The following is a 23,523-nucleotide window of genomic DNA, read 5'->3' as shown; positions in this document are numbered from 1 at the left end:
CACCCGGTACCGCTTCGTTCTGCGTCGCTGCATCTGCAGCAGAGAAACGAGATTATGGAGAATCTTTTTCGTTTCGTCAACAACATTTTTCCGCTTTCGCTTAAAACCTTGTTGACGCTACGCCCGCCTGTTTCGCAGCGGTCCTCGTTCGCAAACGAGGAGGCGAATCTTAGGCGAACATCGGCCATATGACAAGGGTTTGACGAAAATCTTTTTTTGGCGACTCACTTCCGGGTTGAATTCACTAAACCAGCCACCGGAACCGCTTCGGCCATTGCGCTGTAGCCGGCGTCGCTGGGATGTATATGGTCGCCACTGTCAAAGGCAGGCTGCAGGCGATTCGGTTGCGCCGGGTCGCGTAGCGCGGCATCAAAATCTACAACGCCGTCGAAAGCGTGGCTGGTTCGAATCCACTGGTTGACCGCAAGCCGGACAGCCTCTCGCGGCGCTGGCAGCGATGCGGGCGTCAATGTCGCGCCGAACACTTTCACGCCCCGGCGTCGTGCATCCGCAATCACCCACTGGTAGCCGGCAATCAGGTCGGCGGCTGTCACCGAGGTATGCGGGGAGTCGCAGTCAAGGCCGCTACGCGCCGGCATCGTCGCAAAGTTAATGTCGTTAATTCCGATCAGCAGAATGGCCGTCTTGACGCCCGGGTGCTCCAGCACGTCCCGGTCAAAACGCCGGACGAGCGCGTCCCCATAGCAGAGTGAGTCGCTTAGCAAGCGATTGCCGCTGATGCCGAGATTAATGATCGCCGTCGAATGGTCGCCGGTGCCGGCGAACCGACGAGCCAGCGCGTCCGGCCAGCGCCGATTCTGGTTCAGGCTGGAACGCATGCCGTCGGTGATCGAGTCGCCGATCGCTGCGACGGCGGCCGATGACGGTGCGTCCACCGACAAACCCGTCACCCACACATATTGCGTGAACCGGCCACGAAATGACTCAGCGGACGTGTCGGCCGTGTGATTACCCGGTGCGGAAACGTAATTCAGCTGATTCGAGACCCGGTGCCACGCCACGATCCGCTGTTCCGGCCCCGTAAATGCACTGATCGCATAAGGTGAGCCTTCAGCGATGTCGATCGCAACCGGGTCGCTGTCCAACTCTGCGCCTGCCGGTATGCTCACCGAGCTCTTGCCGCCAAACGTCACACGCGCCTCGCCATTGCCCAGCGCTGCCGCGCCACCGGCCGAGCGCGCGATGCGCAGCTCTTCGATGACGAGCGCTGTCTTGCCATACTCGTTGCTGAGATGGATTCGTACAGATTTACCGGACAGCGTCGGATAAACGATCTGGCGAACCGTGCGGCCTGCTACTTCAGGAGCGCGGTATAACGGCGGTAAATCCGATCGCTGCGGGATGGGTTGCAGCGCCGTCGCCCATGCGGTGACCCAGTGCGTCGCGGCGGCGGCGGCAAACACCGTCGAGGAAGCGGCAAATTGGCAAAGCAGCGCCGCGCCACATGCGGCGGCCAGGGTGCGAATGGTCATTCAGGTGATCAGTTCGAGGCAAAACGTGCATTGTGCCCGATCGCCATGCTCATCGCGGCTGACCGTGCGAACGGCCTTGCGCAGATCAGGCCGCCTGCGCCGCAACCATTCGATACGAGCGCCGACGCATTACAAATCAGGCCGACGCTCCGGCCATCTTCAACGCAAGCGCTTCGGCCACTTCGATCCCGTCGATAGCTGCCGAGTAGATTCCACCGGCATACCCAGCGCCCTCTCCGGCCGGATACAAGCCCTCGACATTCATGCTCTGGTAGTCATCCCGGCGCCGCACGCGAATCGGCGACGACGTTCTCGTCTCGACGCCTGTCAGCACGGCGTCATGCATAGCGAAACCGGCGATCTTCTTGTCCATCTGCGGCAACGCTTCGCGGATCGCTTCGATCACGTAGTCGGGCAGCGCGGTGCTGAGATCGGTCGGATGCACGCCCGGCTTATATGACGGCACCACCGAACCCAGCGACGTAGACGGCCGCCCGGCGATAAAGTCGCCGACCAGTTGCCCCGGCGCCATATAGTTGCCGCCACCCAGTTCGAACGCCCGTTCTTCCCATTTGCGCTGGAAGGCGATGCCGGCGAGCGGACCACCCGGATAATCGTCCGGCGTGATGCCGACGACAATCCCAGCGTTGGCGTTGCGCTCGGCCCGTGAGTACTGGCTCATGCCGTTGGTCACCACGCGACCCGGCTCGGAAGTCGCCGCGACCACCGTGCCGCCCGGACACATACAGAAGCTATAAACCGCGCGCCCATTGCTGCAGTGGTGCACCACCTTATAGTCGGCGGCACCCAGTTGCTTGTGACCCGCGAACTTGCCGAAACGGCTGCGATCAATCAGCCCTTGCGGGTGCTCGATCCGGAAACCGAGCGAAAACGGCTTCGCTTCGAGATAGACGCCGCGGTCACTCAGCATCTGGAACGTATCGCGCGCGCTATGGCCGACCGCCAGCACCACATGGTCGCAGCGCAAATTCTCGCCCGTCGACAGCTTGAGCCCGCGCACTTTGCCCTGCTCGATTTCGATATCGTCGACCCGCGTCTCGAAACGCACCTCGCCGCCCAACTCGTGAATGGTCGCGCGCATCTTTTCGACCATGCTGACGAGGCGGAACGTGCCGATATGGGGCCGGCTCAGATAAAGAATGTCCTCCGGCGCGCCCGCGCGGACGAATTCATCGAGCACCTTACGGCCGTAATGCTTCGGGTCCTTGATCTGACTGTAGAGCTTGCCGTCCGAGAAGGTACCCGCGCCGCCTTCGCCGAACTGCACGTTCGATTCGGGATTAAGCACCGACTTGCGCCACAGGCCGAAAGTGTCTTTGGTGCGCTCGCGCACGGCCTTGCCGCGCTCAAGAATGATCGGGCGGAAGCCCATCTGCGCAAGGATCAGCCCTGCAAACAGGCCACACGGCCCCATCCCGATCACGACCGGACGCGGAGAAGTCGACTGCGCCGGTGCTTTAGCGACAAAACGGTACGCCATGTCCGGCGTCACACTGCAGTGCGGCACGTCGGCGAGCCGCTTGAGCGCGGCCGCTTCATCCGTCACCTCGACGTCGACGATGTAGGTGAGCTTGATGTCCGCGCGCTTGCGCGCGTCGTGCGCGCGGCGAAACACGGTGTACCGGATAAGCCCGCTCTCATCCACACCGAGTTCAGCGAGACGCGCGCGGACGGCGGTTTCGAGAACGCTCTCGGGGTGATCGAGCGGGAGTTTGATTTCGCTTAGACGTAACATGAGTACCGGGGGATGCAGGAAGGCCGCAAATCGCGGCCAATTCGCAATTTTATAGGTTAAGTGTCGGCGTGGGGCAGCGGTGCTAGCGAAACGCCCCGGCAACGAATCCAAGGTCCCCCTATCGGTAAGCGCCGTTCGTCTCAAAAAATTTATTAACCGACCGGTCGGTTGATTTATACTGCGCAGACACAGACAACTCCCGCTGAGAGCGTCCCCATGTACACGCAATCCCTGGATATCCCCGGCAACGTCGCGCCGCTCGATGCGGCAGCGAGTTCGCCCGAGCAAGCGCAATTCGACGCGGTCATGACCGCCGACGGCAAGATCGAGGCGCAGGACTGGATGCCTGATGCCTACCGCAAGACTCTGGTGCGGCAGATTTCGCAGCACGCGCATTCGGAAATCGTCGGCATGCTGCCGGAGGGCAACTGGATCTCGCGCGCGCCCAGCCTGAAGCGCAAGGCGATCCTGCTAGCAAAAGTGCAGGACGAAGCCGGCCACGGCCTCTATCTATATAGCTCGGCGGAAACGCTCGGCGTGTCGCGCGATCAGTTGATCGCCGCGTTGCACTCGGGCAAAGCCAAATATTCGAGCATCTTCAACTACCCGACGCCCACGTGGGCAGACGTCGGCGTAATCGGCTGGCTGGTGGACGGCGCGGCGATCATGAATCAGATTCCGCTGTGCCGCTGCACTTATGGCCCGTACGCACGGGCAATGATCCGTATCTGCAAGGAAGAGTCGTTCCATCAGCGTCAAGGTTTCGACGCGTTGATATCGATGATGAGCGGCACCGAAGCGCAACGTGAATTGGTCCAGCAGGCCGTGAACCGTTGGTGGTGGCCGGTGTTGATGATGTTCGGTCCGAGCGACAAAGACTCGATCCACAGCAGCCAGTCGTCGAAATGGGGCATCAAGCGCATCTCGAACGACGATCTGCGTCAGAAATTCGTCGACGCCACCGTCGACCAGGCCAAGGTGCTCGGCGTCACGCTGCCGGACCCGGACCTGAAGTGGAACGAGGCCCGCGGCCATCATGACTACGGCGACATCGACTGGGAAGAATTCTGGCGCGTCGTGAATGGCGACGGCCCGTGCAACCGCGAACGTCTCGCGACCCGCGTGAAAGCGCACAACGAAGGCGCCTGGGTGCGTGAAGCCGCCCTCGCCCACGCCAAGAAGCAGCGTCAGCGCGCACAACAGCAAGCTGCCTAACCACAGCGACAAGCCCGACAAAGTATCAGGAGATCAGCGATGAACAAGGAATGGCCGATTTGGGAAGTCTTCGTGCGCAGCAAGCAGGGACTCGACCATAAACACTGCGGCAGCCTGCACGCCGCCGACGCGCCGATGGCGCTGCGCATGGCGCGCGACGTCTACACGCGCCGCCAGGAAGGCGTGAGCATCTGGGTGGTGCCGTCGTCGGCAATCACTGCGTCCGCGCCGGAAGACAAGGCGGAGCTGTTCGAACCGGCTGGCGACAAGATTTACCGCCACCCAACGTTCTACACGCTCCCCGACGAAGTCAACCACATGTAAGCACGGCCATGACCATCACGCCCCAACATCTGCAGTACGTGCTGCGCCTCGCGGACACCGCGCTGATCCTCGGTCAGCGCAATGCCGAGTGGTGCGGTCACGGCCCGATCCTCGAAGAGGACATCGCGCTGTCGAACATGAGTCTGGATCTGATCGGCCAGGCGCGTCTGCTGTACACGCACGCCGCCTCACTGGAACAGCAGCTCACCGGCAAAAGCCGCACGGAAGACGACTACGCGTATTTTCGTGCCGAACGCGAGTTCGCCAACTACACATTGGCCGAGCTGCCGCATTACGGCCCGCTCGCCGGCACCGCGCAAGCCGAGAAAGACTATGCGGTCACGATCGTGCGCAATTTCCTGTATTCGACGCTGATGGCGCATCTGTGGACGGCGCTCACGGCGTCGAAGGATGAGCAGCTTGCGGCAATCGCCTCGAAGTCGATCAAGGAAACCAGCTATCACGTGCACCACGCGAGCGAATGGCTGGTCCGTTTCGGCGACGGCACGGACGAATCGCATCGCCGCGCACAAGCCGCACTCGACTATCTGCTGCCATACACGCGCGAGTTCTTCAGCGCGGACGCCGTGGAGGAGACCATCGCGGCGGCCGGTATCGGCCCGCTGACGCCGGACCTCGAAACAGCATGGCTCGAAGACGTACAGGCCACGCTCGACGAAGCCACGCTCAAGCTGCCCGAAGCGGTCAAACACATCACGGCCGGCAAGCATGGCGAGCACTCAGAGCACATGGGCTTCGTGCTGGCTGAAATGCAAAGCCTCGCGCGCCAGCATCCCGGCGCCACCTGGTAAGCGCTGCAGCGCAATCCAACGGAACTCGACGATGACGACCTCGACTGCCATGCCTACCGCCGACGCGACGCTCGAACGCGCCTGGGCCGTGCTCGAAACGGTGCCAGATCCGGAAATCCCGGTGGTGTCGATTCGTGAGCTCGGCATTCTGCGCGACGTGCGACGCGCCACTGACGGCACGCTCGAAGTCGTTATCACGCCGACCTATTCCGGTTGTCCGGCGATGTCGCAGATTGCCGAAGACGTCGCCCATGCGCTCGATGCGGCCGAGCTAAAGCCCTATCGGATCGCCACGGTGCTCGCGCCAGCCTGGACCACTGACTGGATGACCGCCGACGCCCGCGAAAAGCTCCGCGCCTACGGCATCGCGCCGCCCACGGGCAATTGCGGCTCCGCTGTGCCGGCGCAGGAAAAAGTGATGCGCTTCGTGCCCCGCGCACTGCCGGCACCGTCGTGCCCCCGTTGCGGCTCAGCGCATACCGAGCGTCTCGCGCAATTCGGTTCGACGGCCTGCAAGGCGTTGTACCGCTGCCTCGACTGCCGCGAACCCTTCGACTACTTCAAACCATACTGATATGGCTACCCCGCAATTTCATCCGCTGCGTATCCGCGAAGTGCGGCCCGAAACCGCTGACGCGGTCTCGGTCGCCTTCGAAGTCCCTGTCGAACTGCGCGACCACTATCGCTTCACGCAGGGCCAGTTCGTCACGCTGAAAACGCACATCGACGGTGAGGAAACTCGCCGTTCGTATTCGATCTGCGTCGGCGTCACCGATTACGATCGCGACGGCGAACTGCGCATCGGCATCAAGCGTGTGCGCGGCGGCCGTTTCTCGAACTTCGCGTTCGACACGCTTCAGCCAGGCCACACGATTGACGTGATGACGCCGGACGGCCGCTTCTTCACCCATCTGAACGCCGACCAGGGCCAGCAGTACATCGCGTTTTCCGGCGGTTCGGGCATTACACCGGTGCTCGCGATCATCAAAACCACGCTGGAAATCGAGCCTCGCAGCACCTTCACGCTGGTGTACGGCAACCGCAGCGTCGATCAGATCATGTTCGCGGAAGAACTCGAAGACCTGAAGAACCGCTTCATGAACCGCTTCGTGCTCTATCACGTGCTGTCGGACGACTTGCAGGACGTCGAGCTGTTCAACGGCGTGCTCGACCAGCAGAAGTGCGCGGCCTTCATCGAAAACCTGCTGCCGGCTGATGCAATCGACGAAGCCTTCATCTGCGGCCCCGGCCCGATGATGGATGCCGCCGAGGCCGCATTGAAAGCCGCGGGCGTGCCTCCGGCAAAAGTGCACGTGGAGCGCTTCGGTTCGCCGCTGCCGCAAGCGGGTGTGCCGCAGGTCGAAATCACCGACGACACGCCGGCCGCCGACCTTGAAATCGTCCTCGACGGGAAAAGGCGCAAGCTGCGTCTGCCTTATCAGGGCGTGAGCGTGCTCGACGTCGGCTTGCGTGCCGGCCTCGCGCTGCCGTATGCGTGCAAGGGCGGCGTCTGCTGCACCTGCCGCGCGAAGGTGCTCGAAGGCGAGGTGAAAATGGAAAAAAACTACACCTTGGAAGAACACGAGATCCGCGACGGTTTCGTGCTGACCTGCCAGTGCCATCCAATCAGCGATCGTGTGGTGGTGAGTTACGACGAACGCTAATCTGGCGCGACGGGCACCCATACGACGCCCGCACGCTTTCAGCAGGTCCGCGATCCGCTTACACTAGGGGCCGCTCATTGATCGGACACCTATCCCGATCAATGAGCGGCCCCTTTTGTCATTTGCGTTTTTTGCCAGCCCAAGCCACTGCCGATGAGCACCATCCACCTCACCAACGGCGACGTCGCCGCCGAGTCACTGCGCGCCGCGCTAGCCGAGGCGGGCCGCGATGATCGCGTGCATGCGCTGCGTGACGATCTGGCGGTCGGTCCTCTGCGCGGCATCGACGACGGACCTGACGTGCGAGCGAACTTCTGGGATCGCGTTAGTGCGGACACCCGGCGCGATTTCCTTCGGGAATTCCGCGAACAGGCGGCGGCACTGGAAAACCTCGCGCGCGGCGACGCGAATCTGGTGGTCTGGCACGGCGAAAGCGCAGCCGATCAGTTGATGCTGCGCCGCGTCTGCTACCACCTGCGCAATAGTCCGCAGCGGCTAAACGAAGTGCGTCTGTCGATTAACGACCTCACCGATCCCGGCGCATGGGCGCACAGCCGGAAAGACCACGCGACGTCGGTGGGCATGTTCGCACCGGCGGTACTGCAAGGGCGTCTGCCGGACGCGGCGCCGATTTCGGTTTTGCGCATCAGCCGCCTCGCGCTCGAATGGCAGGAAGCCAAACACGCCAACGGCGAGACGCGACGCTGGCGCGACAATACGTTCACGAGCGGCAGCTTCGGCGATCTGGACGCGCTGATTCTCGAGCACGTCACGGCCGACTGGCAGCCCGCCTCGCACATTGCCGCCGAACTGATGACCGCCGAACTCTGGTATCTGGTGAGCGACAGCATCGTGCTGTGGCGCTTCCGCGAACTGGCCGCGACCCGGCGTATCAAGCTGCGCGGCGATGCGAACGCATGGCGCACATTGGAACTGTGCGCGGCGCTTGCCCCCTGTCCACACTAATAAAACAGACGACCATGGCCCGCACCCGAGCCCCCGACCACGAAACCCAGCGCGATCAGATTCTCGAACTAGCCGCGACGAAATTCGCCCAGACCAGCTACCCGAGCACCTCGATGGCCGACCTCGCCGCCGCGAGTGGCACCTCGAAAGCGCGCCTGTACCACTACTACGCGAGCAAGGAAGCGATCCTGTTCGATCTGCTGGACCGTTACACGAAGCGGCTAATGCTGATCATCGCCGAAGTGGAAGGCGCGAGCCAACGTCGCGGACTGACAGAGCGGGAGACCTTCGCAGAGCTGATCCGGGCTTTTCTGTCCGAGTACGAGACATCGCATAGCCGGCACGTTGCGCTTCTGAACGACGTGAAGTACCTGGTCGACGCCCAGCGCGAGATCGTCCTGAACCGTCAGCGCGACGTGGTCGCGGCTTTCGCGCGGCAGCTGGCGCGCGCCTATCCGGAACGGGCCACGCGCGAAAACCAGACCGCCCTCACGATGATGGTGTTCGGCATGATCAACTGGACGTTCACCTGGCTCAAGCCGGACGGCCGGATGGGCTACCGGGAATTTGCCGAGCAGGTAGTCAACATGGTGGATCACGGATTGAGTTCCGCCGAGGATTGATTGCGCACAGCAGCATCGCTCAAAGGGCAAAATGGTCGTGAGTTGCCTAGGCACGACAACATGTCACGAACGCTCGTTCAATTTATTTACCCATTAATAATCAATAAGATAAAAATGGGGCGCCAATCTTTTAGGCGTTCCCCTCAAGTTTTAATACGGGTTTTCCCTAGTGATGAGTCAGGGTTTCCGCTAAAATCGTTTTTGCGGTGCACCACGCCGCTCGATCAAAAGGAGAACCTGACTATGAACATGCTTACACCCCGCGCCGCTGAGCCGATCGTCGCGCACGATCGTCTGTTGCAGCCAGCCGGTCATGCACCTACTCTGGTCCGTGAACTCACCACTATTGATCGCGAACGGCTGCTCACCCACTTCCTCTCGCTCGACGAAGACGACCGCCTTCTGCGGTTCGGCCAGATCGTGCCTGACCACGTCATTGAAAACTACGTCCGCGCAATCGATTTCACGCGCGACACGGTCTTCGGCGTGTTCAATAGCCAGTTGCAACTCACCGGCGTCGGCCACCTGGCGTACCTGCCGGTCGAAGGTGACAAGCGCACCGCCGAGTTCGGCGTGTCTGTGCTGGAAAGCGTCCGCGGGCAAGGTATTGGCTCGAAGCTCTTCGAACGCGCCGCCATCCGCAGCCGCAATACGCATGTGACCACGCTTTACATGCACTGTCTGTCGCGCAATTCGACCATGATGCACATCGCCAAGAAGGCAGGCATGAAGATCGAATACGCATACGGCGAAGCAGACGCCTATCTGACGCTGCCCCCGGCGGATCAATCGAGCATCATTTCCGAAATGCTGCAGGAGCAAGCCGCGGTGTTCGACTACGCCCTCAAGCGCCAGGCGCGTCAAACGTCGAAGTTGTTCGAATCGTTCATGCCAACGGCTGCGGCGGCCTAACTGGGTCTACGCTTCGGCAAAAAAAGGGCGGCCTTGTGGCTGCCCTTTTTGTTTGTCTGTCGCGCAACCGCGGTCCGGCGTCTACAAGACCGGTACCTACAAAATTGGTAGCGCCGTCGTCTCCTTGAACTTCTCGAGCGAAAAGCTCGTCTTCACGTCGATTACAGATGGATGGTGCAGCAACTGCTCCTGAACGAAACGTGAAAAGTGCGCCATATCCTCGACCTGCACACGCAGCAAGTAATCCATGTCGCCAGTCATCGCGTGACAGGCAACCACTTCCGGCCACGTCTGCACCGCCGCACGGAACAGATCGGCATGCGTGGCGCCGCCACGCGGACTGAGCGCCGGACCGCTGCGCTTTTCCAGCCGCACGTTGACGTAGGCCAGCAGATCGAGCCCAAGCTTTTGCGCATCGAGCAGCGCGACATAGCCGCGAATCACCCCACTCTCTTCCAGCCGACGAATACGCCGTAGACATGGGCTTGGCGACAGATTGATGCGCTCGGCGATCTCCTGATTCGACAACCTGCCATTCTCCTGAAGGATCGCCAGAATGCGTCTGTCGATGGCGTCTATCTCTATTTTGGCCATTTTCTGCCGTCCACGTAGAAATCCAAGCTAAAAGATAGCGCCAGCGTATCGACACGCGATTAAATTCGCAAGTTTTCGTCGCCAGCGCGCCTTTACACTTGCGTCATTCAGTCGCGCTAACTTGCACATCCCGCGCCAGCGCTTCGCTTTGCATGGGACCAGTAAGAGCTTTGCATGGGCCCGGAGTAAGTGCTGAAGCACTAACTCCGGCCGACAGCTGAAGCCCTAACTCTGGTCGATATAGGAGACAGACAATGCAGGTTTCAACTTGGGAAAATCCGGTCGGCACCGACGGCTTCGAATTCATCGAATACACCGCACCGGACCCGAAGGCGCTCGGCAAGCTATTCGAACAGATGGGCTTCACCGCCGTCGCTCGGCATCGTCACAAAGACGTGACGCTGTATCGCCAGGGCGAAATCAACTTCATCGTCAATGGGGAGCAGCATTCCTTCGCGCAACGCTTCACGCGCCTGCACGGCCCGTCGATCTGTGCGATCGCGTTCCGTGTGCAGGACGCGGCGAAAGCTTATCAGCAGGCTCTGGAAAAGGGCGCTTGGGGCTTCGACAACAAGACCGGTCCGATGGAACTGAACATCCCTGCAATCAAGGGTATCGGTGACTCGCTGATCTATTTCGTCGACCGCTGGCGCGGCAAGAACGGCGCTGAGGCGGGCAGCATTGGCAACATCGATATTTACGACGTCGACTTCGAACCGATTCCCGGTGCGAATCCGAACCCGGTCGGCCACGGCCTGACCTACATCGATCACCTGACTCACAACGTCCATCGTGGCCGCATGCAGGAATGGGCGGAATTCTACGAGCGCCTGTTCAATTTCCGCGAAGTGCGTTATTTCGACATCGAAGGCAAGGTAACCGGCGTGAAATCGAAAGCGATGACCTCGCCGTGCGGCAAGATCCGCATCCCGATCAATGAGGAAGGTTCGGACGTGGCCGGTCAGATCCAGGAATATCTGGACGAGTACCACGGCGAAGGCATCCAGCACATCGCGCTGGGTAGCAACGACATCTACCGCACAGTGGACGGTTTGCGCGCGGCGAACATCTCGCTGCTCGATACGATCGACACGTACTATGAACTGGTCGATCGCCGTGTGCCGAACCACGGCGAGCCGCTCGACGAATTGCGCAAGCGCAAGATCCTGATCGACGGCGCACCCGACGACTTGCTGCTGCAAATCTTCACCGAAAACCAGATCGGACCGATCTTCTTCGAGATCATCCAGCGCAAGGGTAATCAGGGCTTTGGCGAAGGCAACTTCAAGGCGCTGTTCGAATCGATCGAGCTGGACCAGATTCGCCGCGGCGTGGTTCAGGACAAGGCCTGACGACAAAGGCCTGCGCGAAATCTGAGGGGCATAAAAAAGGGCGAGGATCTTGCGATCCTCGCCCTTTGTCGTTTTTGACGTTGCCCGTAGCCGGACAATGACAGATTTTCAACCGACGCATCGCATTAGCGACGCATCACGAATTCTGGTCTTCCCCGTCGGCCTTCGTGGATCGAGCGACGCGCTCCACCACAATGCGTGCGGGCGCGACTTGTGCCGTGCTGATGATCGCGTTCGACAGCGTTCCTGCGCTGCTCGAATTTGAACTCGAACGCACCGGCGCGCTCATGGCGAAGAATGCGGCCGAAACCATCAGGAAGGTCTGGATATTTCTAGTGTTCATGCGTACTCCTTTTCTAACTACCCTGCTGTCCTGAAGCTCCACCGAATGCAGAGCGTTGCGCAGACATTGCTCGCAGGTGGGGTGTTAGACAGACATTTCAACTGCGGTTCCTCAGATTGGTAGTTTTTACAGCTTGTTACAGTGCCGTCGCGGTGCTGAAAATAGCCCTGAGCACCTCAAGGAAATCATGCTGCAAAGCGGCATTTTTGGAGCGCTGCGGCGGGTTTTCACCAGTGCTACCATCACTTAAAACCCGTCAATATGGCGACCCCGGCCCCAAGCATTCACAAGATGCCACGGCCCCAAAAAAGTTTTGGTGATCCCAAACTGGGTGGAGGAGTACACATAATGAATGCCCCGCTAGACGCAGGTCAGCGAGCTTCGCTCGAAGCCGCGCTATCTTCCGTCACGCTCGACGACAAATACACCCTCGAACGCGGTCGCGCGTACATGAGCGGCATCCAGGCGCTGGTACGCCTGCCGATGCTGCAGCAGGAACGCGACCGTGCCGCCGGACTCAATACCGCCGGCTTCATCTCCGGTTATCGTGGATCGCCACTCGGTGGACTCGACCAATCCTTGTGGAAGGCGAAGCAGCATCTCGCATCGCACCAGGTCGTGTTCCAACCCGGCGTCAACGAAGACCTCGCGGCGACCGCCGTGTGGGGTTCACAGCAGGTCAACCTGTACCCGAGCGCCAAATACGATGGCGTGTTCTCGATGTGGTACGGCAAGGGCCCGGGTGTCGACCGTTCCGGTGACGTCTTCAAACACGGTAATTCGGCCGGCTCGGCGCAACACGGCGGTGTTCTCGTGCTCGCCGGCGACGACCATGCCGCCAAATCGTCCACCCTTGCGCACCAGTCAGAACATATCTTCAAGGCATGTGGCCTGCCGGTGCTGTTTCCGTCGAACGTGCAGGAATATCTGGACTTCGGCCTGCACGGCTGGGCGATGAGCCGTTACTCCGGATTATGGGTCGCGATGAAGTGCGTGACTGACGTGGTCGAATCGTCGGCTTCAATCGATATCGATCCGCAGCGCACCAAAATCATTCTGCCAGACGACTTCGCGATGCCGGAAGGCGGCTTGAATATTCGCTGGCCGGATCCGCCGTTGGTGCAGGAAGCGCGTCTGCTCGACTACAAGTGGTACGCGGCGCTCGCCTACGTGCGCGCCAACAAACTGGATCGCGTCGAAATCGATTCGCCGCATGCGCGTTTCGGCATCATGACCGGCGGTAAAGCCTATCTCGACGTGCGTCAGGCGCTGACCGATCTCGGTCTCGACGACGAAACCTGTTCGCGCATCGGCATCCGTCTTTACAAGGTCGGATGCGTATGGCCGCTCGAAGCACAAGGTGCACAAGCTTTCGCGCGTGGTCTCGAGGAAATTCTCGTGGTCGAAGAAAAGCGCCAGATTCTCGAATACGCGATCAAGGAAGAACTGTACAACTGGCCGGACGCACAGCGTCCGCGAGTGTTCGGCAAGTTCGATGAGAAGGACGGCGCGGGCGGCGAATGGTCGGTGCCGATGGGCAACTGGCTTCTGCCGGCCCACTACGAACTCTCCCCGGCAATCATCGCCAAGGCAATTGCCACGCGTCTCGACAAGTTCGATCTGCCGTCCGACGTGCGTGCGCGCATTGCGTCGCGCGTCGCGGTAATCGAAGCGAAGGAAAAAGCCTTAGCGCGTCCGCGCGTCGAAGCCGAGCGCAAGCCGTGGTTCTGCTCGGGCTGTCCGCACAACACGTCGACGAACGTACCGGAAGGTTCGCGCGCGATGGCCGGTATCGGCTGTCACTACATGACCGTGTGGATGGACCGCAGCACCAGCACCTTCAGCCAGATGGGCGGCGAAGGTGTGGCGTGGATCGGCCAGGCGCCGTTCACCAACGACAAACACGTGTTCGCCAATCTCGGCGACGGCACCTACTTCCACTCGGGCCTGCTCGCGATTCGCGCGGCGATCGCGTCGAAGGCGAATATCACCTACAAGATTCTCTATAACGACGCAGTTGCCATGACCGGAGGCCAACCGGTCGACGGCGTGCTGACCGTGCCGCAGATCACCCATCAACTCGCAGCCGAAGGCGCGACGAAGATCGTGATCGTCACCGATGAACCGGAGAAATACTCCGCGAACGTCGGCCTCGCTCCCGGCATCGACATTCACCATCGCGACAAGCTCGACGAAGTTCAGCGTCAGCTTCGCGAGATTTCCGGCACCACGATTCTGATCTACGACCAGACCTGTGCGACCGAGAAGCGCCGCCGCAGGAAACGCGGCACGTATCCGGACCCGGCGCGGCGTGTCGTGATCAACGAAGCGGTGTGCGAAGGCTGCGGCGATTGCTCGGTGAAATCGAATTGCCTGTCCGTGGAGCCGCTCGATACCGAGTACGGCACCAAACGCCAGATCAATCAGTCCACCTGCAACAAGGACTTCTCATGCGTGAACGGGTTCTGCCCGAGTTTCGTATCCGTCGAAGGGGGGCAGTTGCGCAAGCCGAAGGCGGCTTCGGGCATCGTCGGTGACGCGATGCCACCGGTGCCGGAACCCGAACTACCGTCGATCGCGCGTCCTTATGGCGTGCTGGTGACGGGCGTCGGCGGCACGGGGGTCGTGACGATTGGTGCGTTGCTCGGGATGGCCGCGCACCTGGAAAACAAGGGTGTCACGGTACTCGACGTCACCGGCCTCGCGCAAAAGGGCGGTGCCGTGATGAGCCACGTGCAGATCGCGCAGAACCCGGCCGACATTCACGCGACCCGCATCGCAATGGGGGAGGCAAGTCTCGTGATCGGCTGCGATGCGATCGTCACCGCCAGCGACGAATGCGTCTCGCGGATGCAGGTGGGCCGCACCCGTGTCGTGCTCAATAGCGCGCATACGCCGACCGCCGATCTCATCAAGAACCCGAACTGGCGCTTCCCGGGCAGCAGCACTGAAGCGGACGTACGTGCCGGTGCGGGCGATGACGGCGTCGATATGGTCGACGCAAATCACTTCGCCGTCGCGCTGCTCGGCGATGCGATCTACACGAATCCGTTCGTGCTCGGCTACGCATGGCAACGCGGCTGGGTGCCACTGACCTATCAGTCGCTGATGCGCGCAATCGAGCTGAACAACGTCCAGATCGAGAAGAACCGTGCGGCATTCGAATGGGGCAGACGCGCTGCGCACGATCTGGCTGCGGTGCGCAAGCTCGCGCAGTCACAAGGACGCGGTGCCGCGGCGGAAACCGCGAGCAGCAAGATCATCTCGCTGCACACGCCGAAGGCGCTCGACACGCTGATCGATAAGCGCGCCGACTACCTTGCTGCGTGGCAAAACGACGCGTACGCCGACCGGTATCGCGCCCTGGTGTCGCAAGTGCGGGTGGCGGAATCAGCGCTGGATTCGATCGACGGCCAGTTGCCGTTGACCGAGGCGGTCGCGAAGAATCTGCACAAGTTGATGGCTTACAAGGACGAATACGAAGTCGCACGGCTCTACAGCGACCCCGCGTTCATCGAAAAACTGAAGGCGAATTTCGAAGGCGACTGGAAGCTGCACATTCACCTCGCGCCGCCGACGTTCTCGAAGAAAGACGCACAAGGCCATCTGGTGAAGAAGAAGTACGGACCCTGGGTGTTCAGCGCCATGCACGTGCTTGCAAAACTTAAGTTCTTGCGCGGGACGGCGCTCGACGTGTTTGGCAAGACAGAGGAGCGTCGTACGGAACGTGCGCTGATCGTCGAATACGAGGCGCTGGTGCGTGAGCTGATCGGCGGCCTGACTGTGCTGAAGCGTGAACTGGCGGTTGAACTGGCGAACCTGCCAGACGGCATCCGCGGTTACGGACACGTGAAGGAAAATAATCTGAAGGGTGTGCGGGTCAAGTGGAACGACTTGCTGACGCGCTGGCGCTCGCCGGAAACGGGAAAGACGCAGCACGCGGCATGATCTTGCCGGCTTGACCGGTCAGCATCGGCCTGAAATGGAAAAGGCGACTGTCCTCACGGACAGTCGCCTTTTTTTGCCTGTTTCGACACGTGATGCGTGTGTACAAGAACAAGCGGTACTGCTCCTTCCAACAACACAACAACAACCAACCAACCAAAAACAAACAACTACCGAACAGCAACTACGACTACGAACTGCTACTGCCAACTTCTACTTCAACTACGAACTACCACTTCAACTACCAACCACTACTTCAACTACCAACCACTACTTCAACTACCAACCACCACTTCAACTACCAACCACCACTTCAACTACCAACCACCACTTCAACTACCAACCACCACTTCAACTACCAACCACCACTTCAACTACCAACCACCACTTCAACTACCAACCACTACTTCAACTACCAACCACTACTTCAACTACCAACCACTACTTCAACTGCAACAACACACACTTACTATCAGAACTGCAACCCATTGGTACTACTGTCTTCACCATCAGAACTACTGCCACTACCACTGCGAACTTCTCAACATCAGAAGAAGCGCGGCGCCTGGCGCGATGCAAGGATTGACCAGCCGACTGTTCCGTTGCCATCGCGTTGTGCCGCGCTTCAGAAGTAACTTTACAAAAGTGTCACAGCGAATCGAATAGGAGCATTCTTAAAGATCGCATTGCTCCATAAGAATTTCTCAGACCTCCGGCCAACAGAATAAGAACGCATACATAAAAAAACGCCACGAAATCAACTTTCGTGGCGTTCTTCTGGCTTCCCAGCAAGCACAGCAATGCTGCGGCGCTTCAACCATCAACTCATCTGCATTATTGCGCGTTCAACCGCTTGCGTGCGTTTGCCGAAGCCACCGCCGTCATGTTGATGATCCGTCGTACGGTCGCAGCCGGCGTCAGAATGTGAACCGGTTTTTCCGCACCCAGCAGGAACGGGCCGACCGTCACGCCTTCGCCGCCAATCATCTTCAGCAGGTTGTAAGTGATGTTCGCCGCTTCGACGTTCGGCATGATCAACAGGTTCGCTTCGCCGGTCAGCGTCGTGCCCGGGAACGCAGCCTTGCGGACTGCTTCCGACAACGCCGCATCGCCGTGCATCTCACCGTCGATCTCGAGCGAAGGTGCACGCTCGGCAATCAACTTGCGAGCCGCGGCCATACGTTGCGACGACGAAGACGGTGCACTGCCAAAGTTCGAATTCGACAGCAACGCAACCTTCGGCGTGATGCCGAACTTTTCGATTTCACGCGATGCCAGCATCGTCATATCGGCGAGCTGTTCGGCGGTCGGCGTTTCGTTCACGTACGTATCGCAGATGAACAGATTGCGGCCCGGCAGCATCAGCAGGTTCATTGCAGCGAAGTTCTGCACGTTATCCGCCTTGCCCAGCACCTGTTCGATGAACTTCAGATGCGTGTGGTACTGGCCGATCATCCCGCAGATCATGCCGTCCGCTTCGCCGAGACGAACCAGAATCGCGCCGATCAGCGTGTTGAACTTGCGCATCGCGGCCTTCGCGACGTCCGGCGTCACCCCTTCGCGCGCGCCGAGTTCGTGGTACGCCTGCCAGCATTGCTGATAGCGCGGATCGTCTTCCGGATCGACGACCTCGAAGTCCTCACCGCACTTCAGCTTCGAGCCCATCTTCTTCAGACGCATCTCGATCACCGACGGACGGCCGACCAGGATCGGCTTGGCAATCTTTTCCAGCAGCACGAATTGCGCGGCGCGCAGCACGCGCTCGTCTTCACCTTCGGCGAACACGATACGAGCCGGCTGCGACTTCGCGGCAGCGAACACCGGACGCATCACCATGCCAGTGCGATACACGGTGGTGCCGAGTTCTTCGCGGTACGCGTCCATGTCCTTGATCGGACGGGTTGCGACGCCCGAATCCATCGCGGCTTGCGCGACAGCCGGCGCGATCTTGATGATCAGACGCGGATCGAACGGCTTCGGAATCAGGTATTCCGGGCCAAATTCGAGCGAGTGGCCTTCGTACGCCTTGGCGACTTCATCACCCTGATCAGTTTCTTCTGCCAGCTCCGCAATCGCGCGCACGCACGCGAGCTTCATTTCTTCCGTGATCGTGGTTGCGCCGACATCCAGCGCGCCGCGGAAGATGAACGGGAAGCACAGCACGTTGTTGACCTGGTTCGGGTAGTCCGAACGGCCAGTCGCGATAATGCAGTCCGGGCGCACCTTCTTTGCTTCTTCCGGACGGATTTCCGGTTCCGGATTCGCCAGCGCCAGAATCAGCGGCTGCGTGCCCATTTCAGCGACCATTTCCGGCTTCAGCACGCCGGCGCTCGAACAGCCGAGGAACACGTCGGCGCCGCGGATTGCGTCAGCCAGTGTGCGTGCTTCGGTGTTCGCCGCGTAACGTTCCTTCGACGGATCCAGGTTGCCGCGACCTTCATAGATCACGCCCTTCGAGTCCGTGACCAGCACGTTCTTTTTCGACAGGCCCAGATTCACCAGCAGATCCAGACACGCGATGGCCGCAGCGCCCGCGCCCGAACACACGAGCTTCACTTCGTCGAGCTTTTTACCGACCACTTTCAAGCCGTTCAGGATCGCCGCCGAAGCGATGATCGCCGTGCCATGCTGATCGTCGTGGAAGACCGGGATCTTCATGCGCTCGCGCAGCTTCTTCTCGATGTAGAAGCACTCAGGCGCTTTGATGTCTTCAAGGTTGATGCCGCCCAAGGTCGGCTCGAGCATCGCGATCGCTTCAACCAGCTTGTCCGGGTCGGATTCGCTCAACTCGATGTCGAACACGTCGATGCCGGCGAACTTCTTGAACAGGCAACCCTTGCCTTCCATCACCGGCTTCGCGGCCAGCGGGCCGATGTTGCCGAGACCGAGCACGGCGGTGCCGTTCGTGATCACGCCGACGAGGTTGCCGCGCGAGGTGTATTTCTGCGCGTCGAGCGGGTCTTCGTAGATCGCCATGCAGGCCGCGGCGACGCCCGGCGAGTAGGCGAGCGACAAGTCGAGCTGGTTCGACAGCGGCTTGGTGGGAGTGACCGAAATCTTGCCGGGTTTCGGAAACTGGTGATATGCGAGAGCGCTTTGCTTAAGTTGTTCGTCCATTTTTTGGCCTGCGAGACGTAAGTAATTGAGCCCGGCACACCGCACCGTTGGCTGCGCTTCGCGTCTATCGAATGGATAATCGACTGCGGCGGTTTTCGCATGCGCCGGTTGGGCGCGGCGTCGAACCTCGGCGGAAGGCGAGACGGTGCGGAGTGCTACGCGGGGCGGTTAGTGTACACCCCGAACGTGTCGATGCACCGAGTGGTGAACGTGCTTCGCCATCGGCGAAACACGGGCCGGCAATGCTGCAGCGCCGCATCCGGCGGTCATTGGGCGGATGGCCGCGCGTGCCTCATGCCTGGGTCAAGCGCGAGCCATGTGCATCTCATTCGAGCTCGGCGCCGCGTCGTTCGGGGATCAGAAAGAGCGTCGCGAAGATGTCGAGCAAATAGATCGATGCGAGCAAAGCGAGTGCGGCGCCGAACGAATAGCGTGCTGCCAGTGCGCCCACGACCACCGGCCCGAAACCGCCAACCGCCCGGCCGACGTTGAACAGCACGTTCTGCGCAGTGGCGCGCGCGTCGGTCGGATAAAGTTCGGAGATCAGCGCGCCATAGCCGCCGATCATCCCGTTGACGAACACGCCCATGGCCGCGCCACCCATGAGTAGCATCGTCGGCGTTGTCAGATGGGCGTAGACGAATACCATCACCACTGCACCCACCTGATAGAACAGAAACGTCGGCTTGCGGCCGAAGCGGTCGGCGGCCATACCGAACAGCCAGATGCCACACGCCATGCCGAGAACCGTCGCAGCGGTCCATACGCCGGACTTCATCAGCGAATAGCCGAACGTCTTCGACAAATAGCTCGGAAGCCAGATCATCAAGCCGTAATAGCCGAAGTTCTGGACTGAACAGAGAATCGCGACACCGACGCTGGCGCGCGCGGTGCGGCCATCGGCCACCAGCAATTTGAGCGGGAGCTTGCGCATTCCGCGTGCGACACGCTCGGTGAAAAGCGCCGGCTCCTCAACGCGACGCCGTACGAAAAACGACACCACGGCAGGCAGTAATCCAAGCGCAAACATGCCACGCCATCCGATCACCGGCAACAGCAGCGGTGTCAGCAGCGCGGCCGCCAGCACCCCGAGTTGCCATCCCAGCCCGACATAGGACGACACACGCGCCCGCTGCGAGGCCGGCCACGCTTCAGCGACCAGCGTCATGCCGATGCCAAACTCGCCACCGAGGCCGATGCCCGCAATGGTCCGATAGGCCAGCAGGTCCGTATAACCCTGCGCCAGCGCACACAGTCCGGTGAAGACGGCGAAGATCAAAATCGTCCACGTCAGCATTCGCACACGGCCGAAATAGTCGCTCAATACGCCGAAAATCAGGCCACCGGCGACAGCGCCAATCAGCGTCCACGTAACGAGCGAGCCTGCCTGCGCGGAGCTCAGGTGCAGATCCGCGGCAATCACCGGCAGCATGAAGCCCAGGATCAGCAGATCGAAGCCGTCCATCGCGTAACCGAGCACTGAAGCGATCAGCGCACGGCCGGCATAGCCGCTTTTGGCGGGGCCGCCTTCGGCAGGTTCACGGGTTTCGGTAGCGGAAGAAGCGGGAGTCATTGAAAGTATTCCGTAATACACGAAGGCGGTAGCCACGCGAGGGCCGCCCAAGAAATTCGCGTGAGTGTAAAGGCGCTCCAGGCGACTCACAAGCAAGCCAAAAAGCCGGCCCATAAACAGCCCTGGAAGCCGCAACAATGCAGCGCCCCACGAACCTCGCACGCCCCGCTCAGCGCGGCCGTTATGATCGTCATTCGCCCCGGGCACGCACGACGGCCTCCTCGGGAGGGCCCATTTCGGGTAAAATGTCGGGCTACGCGCGCAGCAAAAACCGGCCTGCACTCCACTGACCGGCTACGTATTCCGCCCATCATGGCGCGGCATACTCCGCTTGTTGCGCCACCGGGCCCCGCGCCCGCTTCTCCTCGCTCACACCCAAGGATCCGCCCATGACAGGCTTCGATCGCCAGACGATCTCCGACACGACCGCCAAGATGCTGCTGGAAGTGCAAGCAGTGCACTTCAACGCGGAGAAACCGTACATTTTCACGTCCGGCTGGGCGAGCCCGGTTTATATCGACTGCCGCAAGCTGATCTCGTATCCGCGCGTGCGCCGTGGCCTGATGGAAATGGCCGAAGCCACCATCCTGCGCGACGTCGGCTATGAGCAGATCGACGCGGTGGCCGGTGGCGAAACCGCCGGCATCCCGTTCGCGGCATGGCTCTCCGACCGCCTGATGGTGCCGATGCAATACGTGCGCAAGAAGCCGAAGGGCTTCGGCCGTAACGCGCAGATCGAAGGTCTGCTGACCGAAGGGCAACGCGTGCTGCTGGTTGAAGATCTGACCACGGACAGCCGCAGCAAGATCAACTTCATCAACGCGCTGCGCACCGCCGGCGCGACAGTGAACCACTGCTTCGTGCTGTTCCACTACAACATCTTCAAGGAAAGCGTGTCGGTGCTGAAAGACATCGACGTCGATCTGCACGCGCTTGCCACGTGGTGGGACGTGCTGCGCGTCGCCAAGGCAAACAACTACTTCGACACCAAGACGCTCGACGAAGTGGAAAAATTCCTGCACGCACCGGCCGAATGGTCCGCTGCACACGGTGGCGCCAACGCAACGCCGCAGTAAGCGCAACCGCTCAATGCGGATGGAATGAAAAAAGCCGCCTGTCGATGAGACAGGCGGCTTTTTTTCATTGCGCTCGTGCGGCCGGACGAAACTGCGACCGCGGCACAACGCCGGCTAGGATGTGCTGCCGCTATCGCCGACCGAATGCGACGACAGATTCAGCAAGCCGTTACTCTGCGCGTACTGGAACAACTCGGAATCGCGTTCGATGCCGAGCTTGCGCATCGCCGTATTCTTCTGCGTACTGATCGTCTTGATGCTGCGATTGAGTTGCTCCGATATCTCCTTGATCGTCATGCCCGACACGAACAGGCGCACAACCTCAAGTTCGCGCCGCGACAACATCACTTCTTCGTTCTTACCGCCGGCATTCATGCGCAGCGTATCGAGCGACGCCTTGACGGACGGGCTCATGTATTCCAGGTTGCGACTGACGTGCTGCACCGCGAGCCCAATATGGCTCAGATCGTCCGATTTGTTGACGACCGAGGTCACGCCGAGTTCGCTCAGCCTTTTGAGCAACGCGGCGTTCTCCAACATCGTCAGCACGACGATGGGAAGGTCGGGAAAATTGCGGCGCAGATAGCCAATCAGCGGCAAACCGTCGCCGTATTGACCGCCTGGCATAGCCAGATCCGTCACGAGCACATCGCACGCAACGGTCTGCAGCACTTTGACCAGTTCGGTTGACTGTCGCGCACGCGCGACGACCTGCAGACCTGGAAACTTGAGCAAAGCTTGTTCGGCGCCGAACAGAATCACCGGATGGTCGTCGGCGACCACGACCCTGACTGGATCTTGCATTGCCCTCCCCTCGACAGATAAACCACTCTCCAAAACTTCTGACATGCCTTTCTATTCTTGATACTTGAACTGATCGGGTACGCGGTCTGTATTCGCGCGGACAATTCCTCTGACTATAGCCGATTTCACGTCCGCCCAGCCTGCTGGCTGGCCACAATGATCCGTCGTAGAGCTAATGTTAGACTTGATTCGACGTTGGGGCACAAAATAGGGACAATAATCCTCGCGAGGACAACCGCCTCGCGCCCTGACAGGAGAACCGGCACATGCGCTCGCGTTGCCTGGTTGTTTCGCTAGCTTCGCCGTTCCGCCGTATGCCGTCTTTCACCCGCGCGATGCTTGGTCTCGCGCTATTGGCGGTGCATGGCACTTACGCACTCGCCCAAGGTCCGTTCACGCTGACCAGCGCCAGCTTCCATGCGGGCGGTACCGTAGATGCGGCTCAGGTTTTCAATCAGGACGACTGCAAAGGCGGCAATCGCTCGCCACAGTTGACGTGGCACGATGCGCCGGCCGGCACGCGCAGTTTCGCGGTCACAGTGTTCGATCCGGATGCGCCCGGCCGCGGCTGGTGGCACTGGGCCGTTGCGGCAATTCCGGCCACCGTCAATAGTTTGCCGGAAAACGCCAGCTCGTCCGGCTTCCTGAAGAAACTGGGCGCAGTCGAAGCGCGCAACGACTTCGACACCGACGGCTATGGCGGCCCCTGCCCACCGCCTGGCAAACCCCATCGCTACGTCATCACCGTTTATGCGCTGAACACCGCGTCCCTGCGCCTCGCGCAGGGACGCCCGGCGCTCATGTTCGATCACGAGATCGGTACTGCCACGCTCGACAGCGCGCGAATAGTGGTCAACTACGGACGGTAAGCGGCGCCCGTCAACACTGACTCGAACTGCATCGGCTGCGAGCTGGAGCGCGACTGACACTGCGCCGGGCGTCACGCGCCGGCTC

At 60.6% G+C, this 23,523-nt stretch carries 20 protein-coding genes; 13 read left to right on the top strand and 7 right to left on the bottom strand.

The window, feature by feature from the left end:
* Window positions 1-224: 224 nt before the first annotated feature.
* Both PQQ52_RS32560 and PQQ52_RS32555 read right to left on the bottom strand, forming a co-directional pair.
* A complete protein-coding gene (locus PQQ52_RS32560) occupies window positions 225-1,493 on the bottom strand; it encodes an SGNH/GDSL hydrolase family protein (protein WP_408220797.1) in 1,269 nt (422 codons plus the stop codon).
* Window positions 1,494-1,629: 136 nt separating this feature from the next.
* Window positions 1,630-3,249 (bottom strand): NAD(P)/FAD-dependent oxidoreductase, encoded by a 1,620-nt coding sequence (locus PQQ52_RS32555; protein WP_408220795.1) that lies wholly within the window; start codon window positions 3,247-3,249, stop codon window positions 1,630-1,632.
* Between the two features lie 216 nt (window positions 3,250-3,465).
* Here PQQ52_RS32555 and paaA point away from each other — a divergent pair, with 216 nt between their 5' ends.
* The 8 genes from paaA (at window position 3,466) to PQQ52_RS32515 (ending at window position 9,765) form a co-directional block, all read left to right on the top strand.
* A complete protein-coding gene (gene paaA / locus PQQ52_RS32550) occupies window positions 3,466-4,464 on the top strand; it encodes a 1,2-phenylacetyl-CoA epoxidase subunit PaaA (RefSeq protein WP_408220793.1) in 999 nt (332 codons plus the stop codon).
* Between the two features lie 39 nt (window positions 4,465-4,503).
* A complete protein-coding gene (gene paaB, locus PQQ52_RS32545) occupies window positions 4,504-4,788 on the top strand; it encodes a 1,2-phenylacetyl-CoA epoxidase subunit PaaB (protein ID WP_007179854.1) in 285 nt (94 codons plus the stop codon).
* A gap of 8 nt (window positions 4,789-4,796) precedes the next feature.
* Window positions 4,797-5,600, top strand: a complete 804-nt coding sequence (paaC, locus tag PQQ52_RS32540; protein ID WP_408220791.1) for a 1,2-phenylacetyl-CoA epoxidase subunit PaaC — start codon at window positions 4,797-4,799, stop codon at window positions 5,598-5,600.
* Between the two features lie 31 nt (window positions 5,601-5,631).
* A complete protein-coding gene (gene paaD / locus PQQ52_RS32535) occupies window positions 5,632-6,174 on the top strand; it encodes a 1,2-phenylacetyl-CoA epoxidase subunit PaaD (protein ID WP_408220789.1) in 543 nt (180 codons plus the stop codon).
* A 1-nt stretch (window position 6,175) separates the two neighbouring features.
* Window positions 6,176-7,264 carry a 1,2-phenylacetyl-CoA epoxidase subunit PaaE gene (gene paaE, locus PQQ52_RS32530; protein ID WP_408220787.1) on the top strand — a complete coding sequence of 363 codons (1,089 nt, stop codon included), beginning with the start codon at window positions 6,176-6,178 and terminating at the stop codon, window positions 7,262-7,264.
* 153 nt (window positions 7,265-7,417) lie between these two features.
* Window positions 7,418-8,230 carry a DUF1835 domain-containing protein gene (locus PQQ52_RS32525; RefSeq protein ID WP_408220786.1) on the top strand — a complete coding sequence of 271 codons (813 nt, stop codon included), beginning with the start codon at window positions 7,418-7,420 and terminating at the stop codon, window positions 8,228-8,230.
* A gap of 14 nt (window positions 8,231-8,244) precedes the next feature.
* Entirely contained in the window at window positions 8,245-8,853 is a 609-nt protein-coding gene (locus PQQ52_RS32520) for a TetR/AcrR family transcriptional regulator (protein ID WP_408220784.1), read from the top strand.
* Between the two features lie 243 nt (window positions 8,854-9,096).
* On the top strand, window positions 9,097-9,765 hold the full coding sequence (locus tag PQQ52_RS32515; RefSeq protein ID WP_408220801.1) for a GNAT family N-acetyltransferase: 669 nt from the start codon (window positions 9,097-9,099) through the stop codon (window positions 9,763-9,765).
* Between the two features lie 96 nt (window positions 9,766-9,861).
* Here the strand turns inward: PQQ52_RS32515 and PQQ52_RS32510 are convergent, their stop codons facing one another.
* Window positions 9,862-10,359 (bottom strand): Lrp/AsnC family transcriptional regulator, encoded by a 498-nt coding sequence (locus PQQ52_RS32510; RefSeq protein WP_120289137.1) that lies wholly within the window; start codon window positions 10,357-10,359, stop codon window positions 9,862-9,864.
* 254 nt (window positions 10,360-10,613) lie between these two features.
* Between PQQ52_RS32510 and hppD the strand changes: the two genes are divergently transcribed.
* Complete coding sequence (hppD, locus tag PQQ52_RS32505; RefSeq protein WP_408220782.1) at window positions 10,614-11,711, top strand: 4-hydroxyphenylpyruvate dioxygenase; 1,098 nt, start codon at window positions 10,614-10,616, stop codon at window positions 11,709-11,711.
* A 136-nt stretch (window positions 11,712-11,847) separates the two neighbouring features.
* Here the strand turns inward: hppD and PQQ52_RS32500 are convergent, their stop codons facing one another.
* Window positions 11,848-12,054, bottom strand: a complete 207-nt coding sequence (locus PQQ52_RS32500; RefSeq protein WP_408220780.1) for a hypothetical protein — start codon at window positions 12,052-12,054, stop codon at window positions 11,848-11,850.
* 348 nt (window positions 12,055-12,402) lie between these two features.
* Here PQQ52_RS32500 and PQQ52_RS32495 point away from each other — a divergent pair, with 348 nt between their 5' ends.
* Window positions 12,403-16,002, top strand: coding sequence for an indolepyruvate ferredoxin oxidoreductase family protein (locus tag PQQ52_RS32495; protein WP_408220778.1), 3,600 nt, complete (start codon window positions 12,403-12,405; stop codon window positions 16,000-16,002).
* Window positions 16,003-16,036: 34 nt separating this feature from the next.
* On the top strand, window positions 16,037-16,585 hold the full coding sequence (locus PQQ52_RS32490; RefSeq protein WP_408220776.1) for a hypothetical protein: 549 nt from the start codon (window positions 16,037-16,039) through the stop codon (window positions 16,583-16,585).
* Between the two features lie 248 nt (window positions 16,586-16,833).
* On the opposite strand, the gene PQQ52_RS32485 is transcribed toward PQQ52_RS32490, so the two are convergent.
* The gene (locus PQQ52_RS32485; protein ID WP_408220774.1) at window positions 16,834-19,116 is read right to left on the bottom strand and encodes an NADP-dependent malic enzyme; all 2,283 of its coding nucleotides are present in this window, start codon (window positions 19,114-19,116) and stop codon (window positions 16,834-16,836) included.
* A 325-nt stretch (window positions 19,117-19,441) separates the two neighbouring features.
* The gene (locus tag PQQ52_RS32480) at window positions 19,442-20,689 is read right to left on the bottom strand and encodes an MFS transporter (RefSeq protein ID WP_408220772.1); all 1,248 of its coding nucleotides are present in this window, start codon (window positions 20,687-20,689) and stop codon (window positions 19,442-19,444) included.
* Between the two features lie 389 nt (window positions 20,690-21,078).
* Here PQQ52_RS32480 and PQQ52_RS32475 point away from each other — a divergent pair, with 389 nt between their 5' ends.
* Window positions 21,079-21,765: an orotate phosphoribosyltransferase gene (locus PQQ52_RS32475; RefSeq protein WP_074281967.1), complete on the top strand. Its 687-nt coding sequence runs from the start codon at window positions 21,079-21,081 to the stop codon at window positions 21,763-21,765.
* Window positions 21,766-21,879: 114 nt separating this feature from the next.
* On the opposite strand, the gene PQQ52_RS32470 is transcribed toward PQQ52_RS32475, so the two are convergent.
* Entirely contained in the window at window positions 21,880-22,569 is a 690-nt protein-coding gene (locus PQQ52_RS32470) for a response regulator (protein WP_408220770.1), read from the bottom strand.
* Window positions 22,570-22,835: 266 nt separating this feature from the next.
* On the opposite strand from PQQ52_RS32470, the gene PQQ52_RS32465 reads away from it, so the two are divergent.
* On the top strand, window positions 22,836-23,438 hold the full coding sequence (locus tag PQQ52_RS32465; protein ID WP_408220768.1) for a YbhB/YbcL family Raf kinase inhibitor-like protein: 603 nt from the start codon (window positions 22,836-22,838) through the stop codon (window positions 23,436-23,438).
* Window positions 23,439-23,523: the final 85 nt, after the last annotated feature.

The organism is Paraburkholderia sediminicola (assembly GCF_046030555.1).
Taxonomy (GTDB): domain Bacteria; phylum Pseudomonadota; class Gammaproteobacteria; order Burkholderiales; family Burkholderiaceae; genus Paraburkholderia; species Paraburkholderia sediminicola_E.
This window is presented reverse-complemented; position numbering and strand designations above follow the sequence as displayed.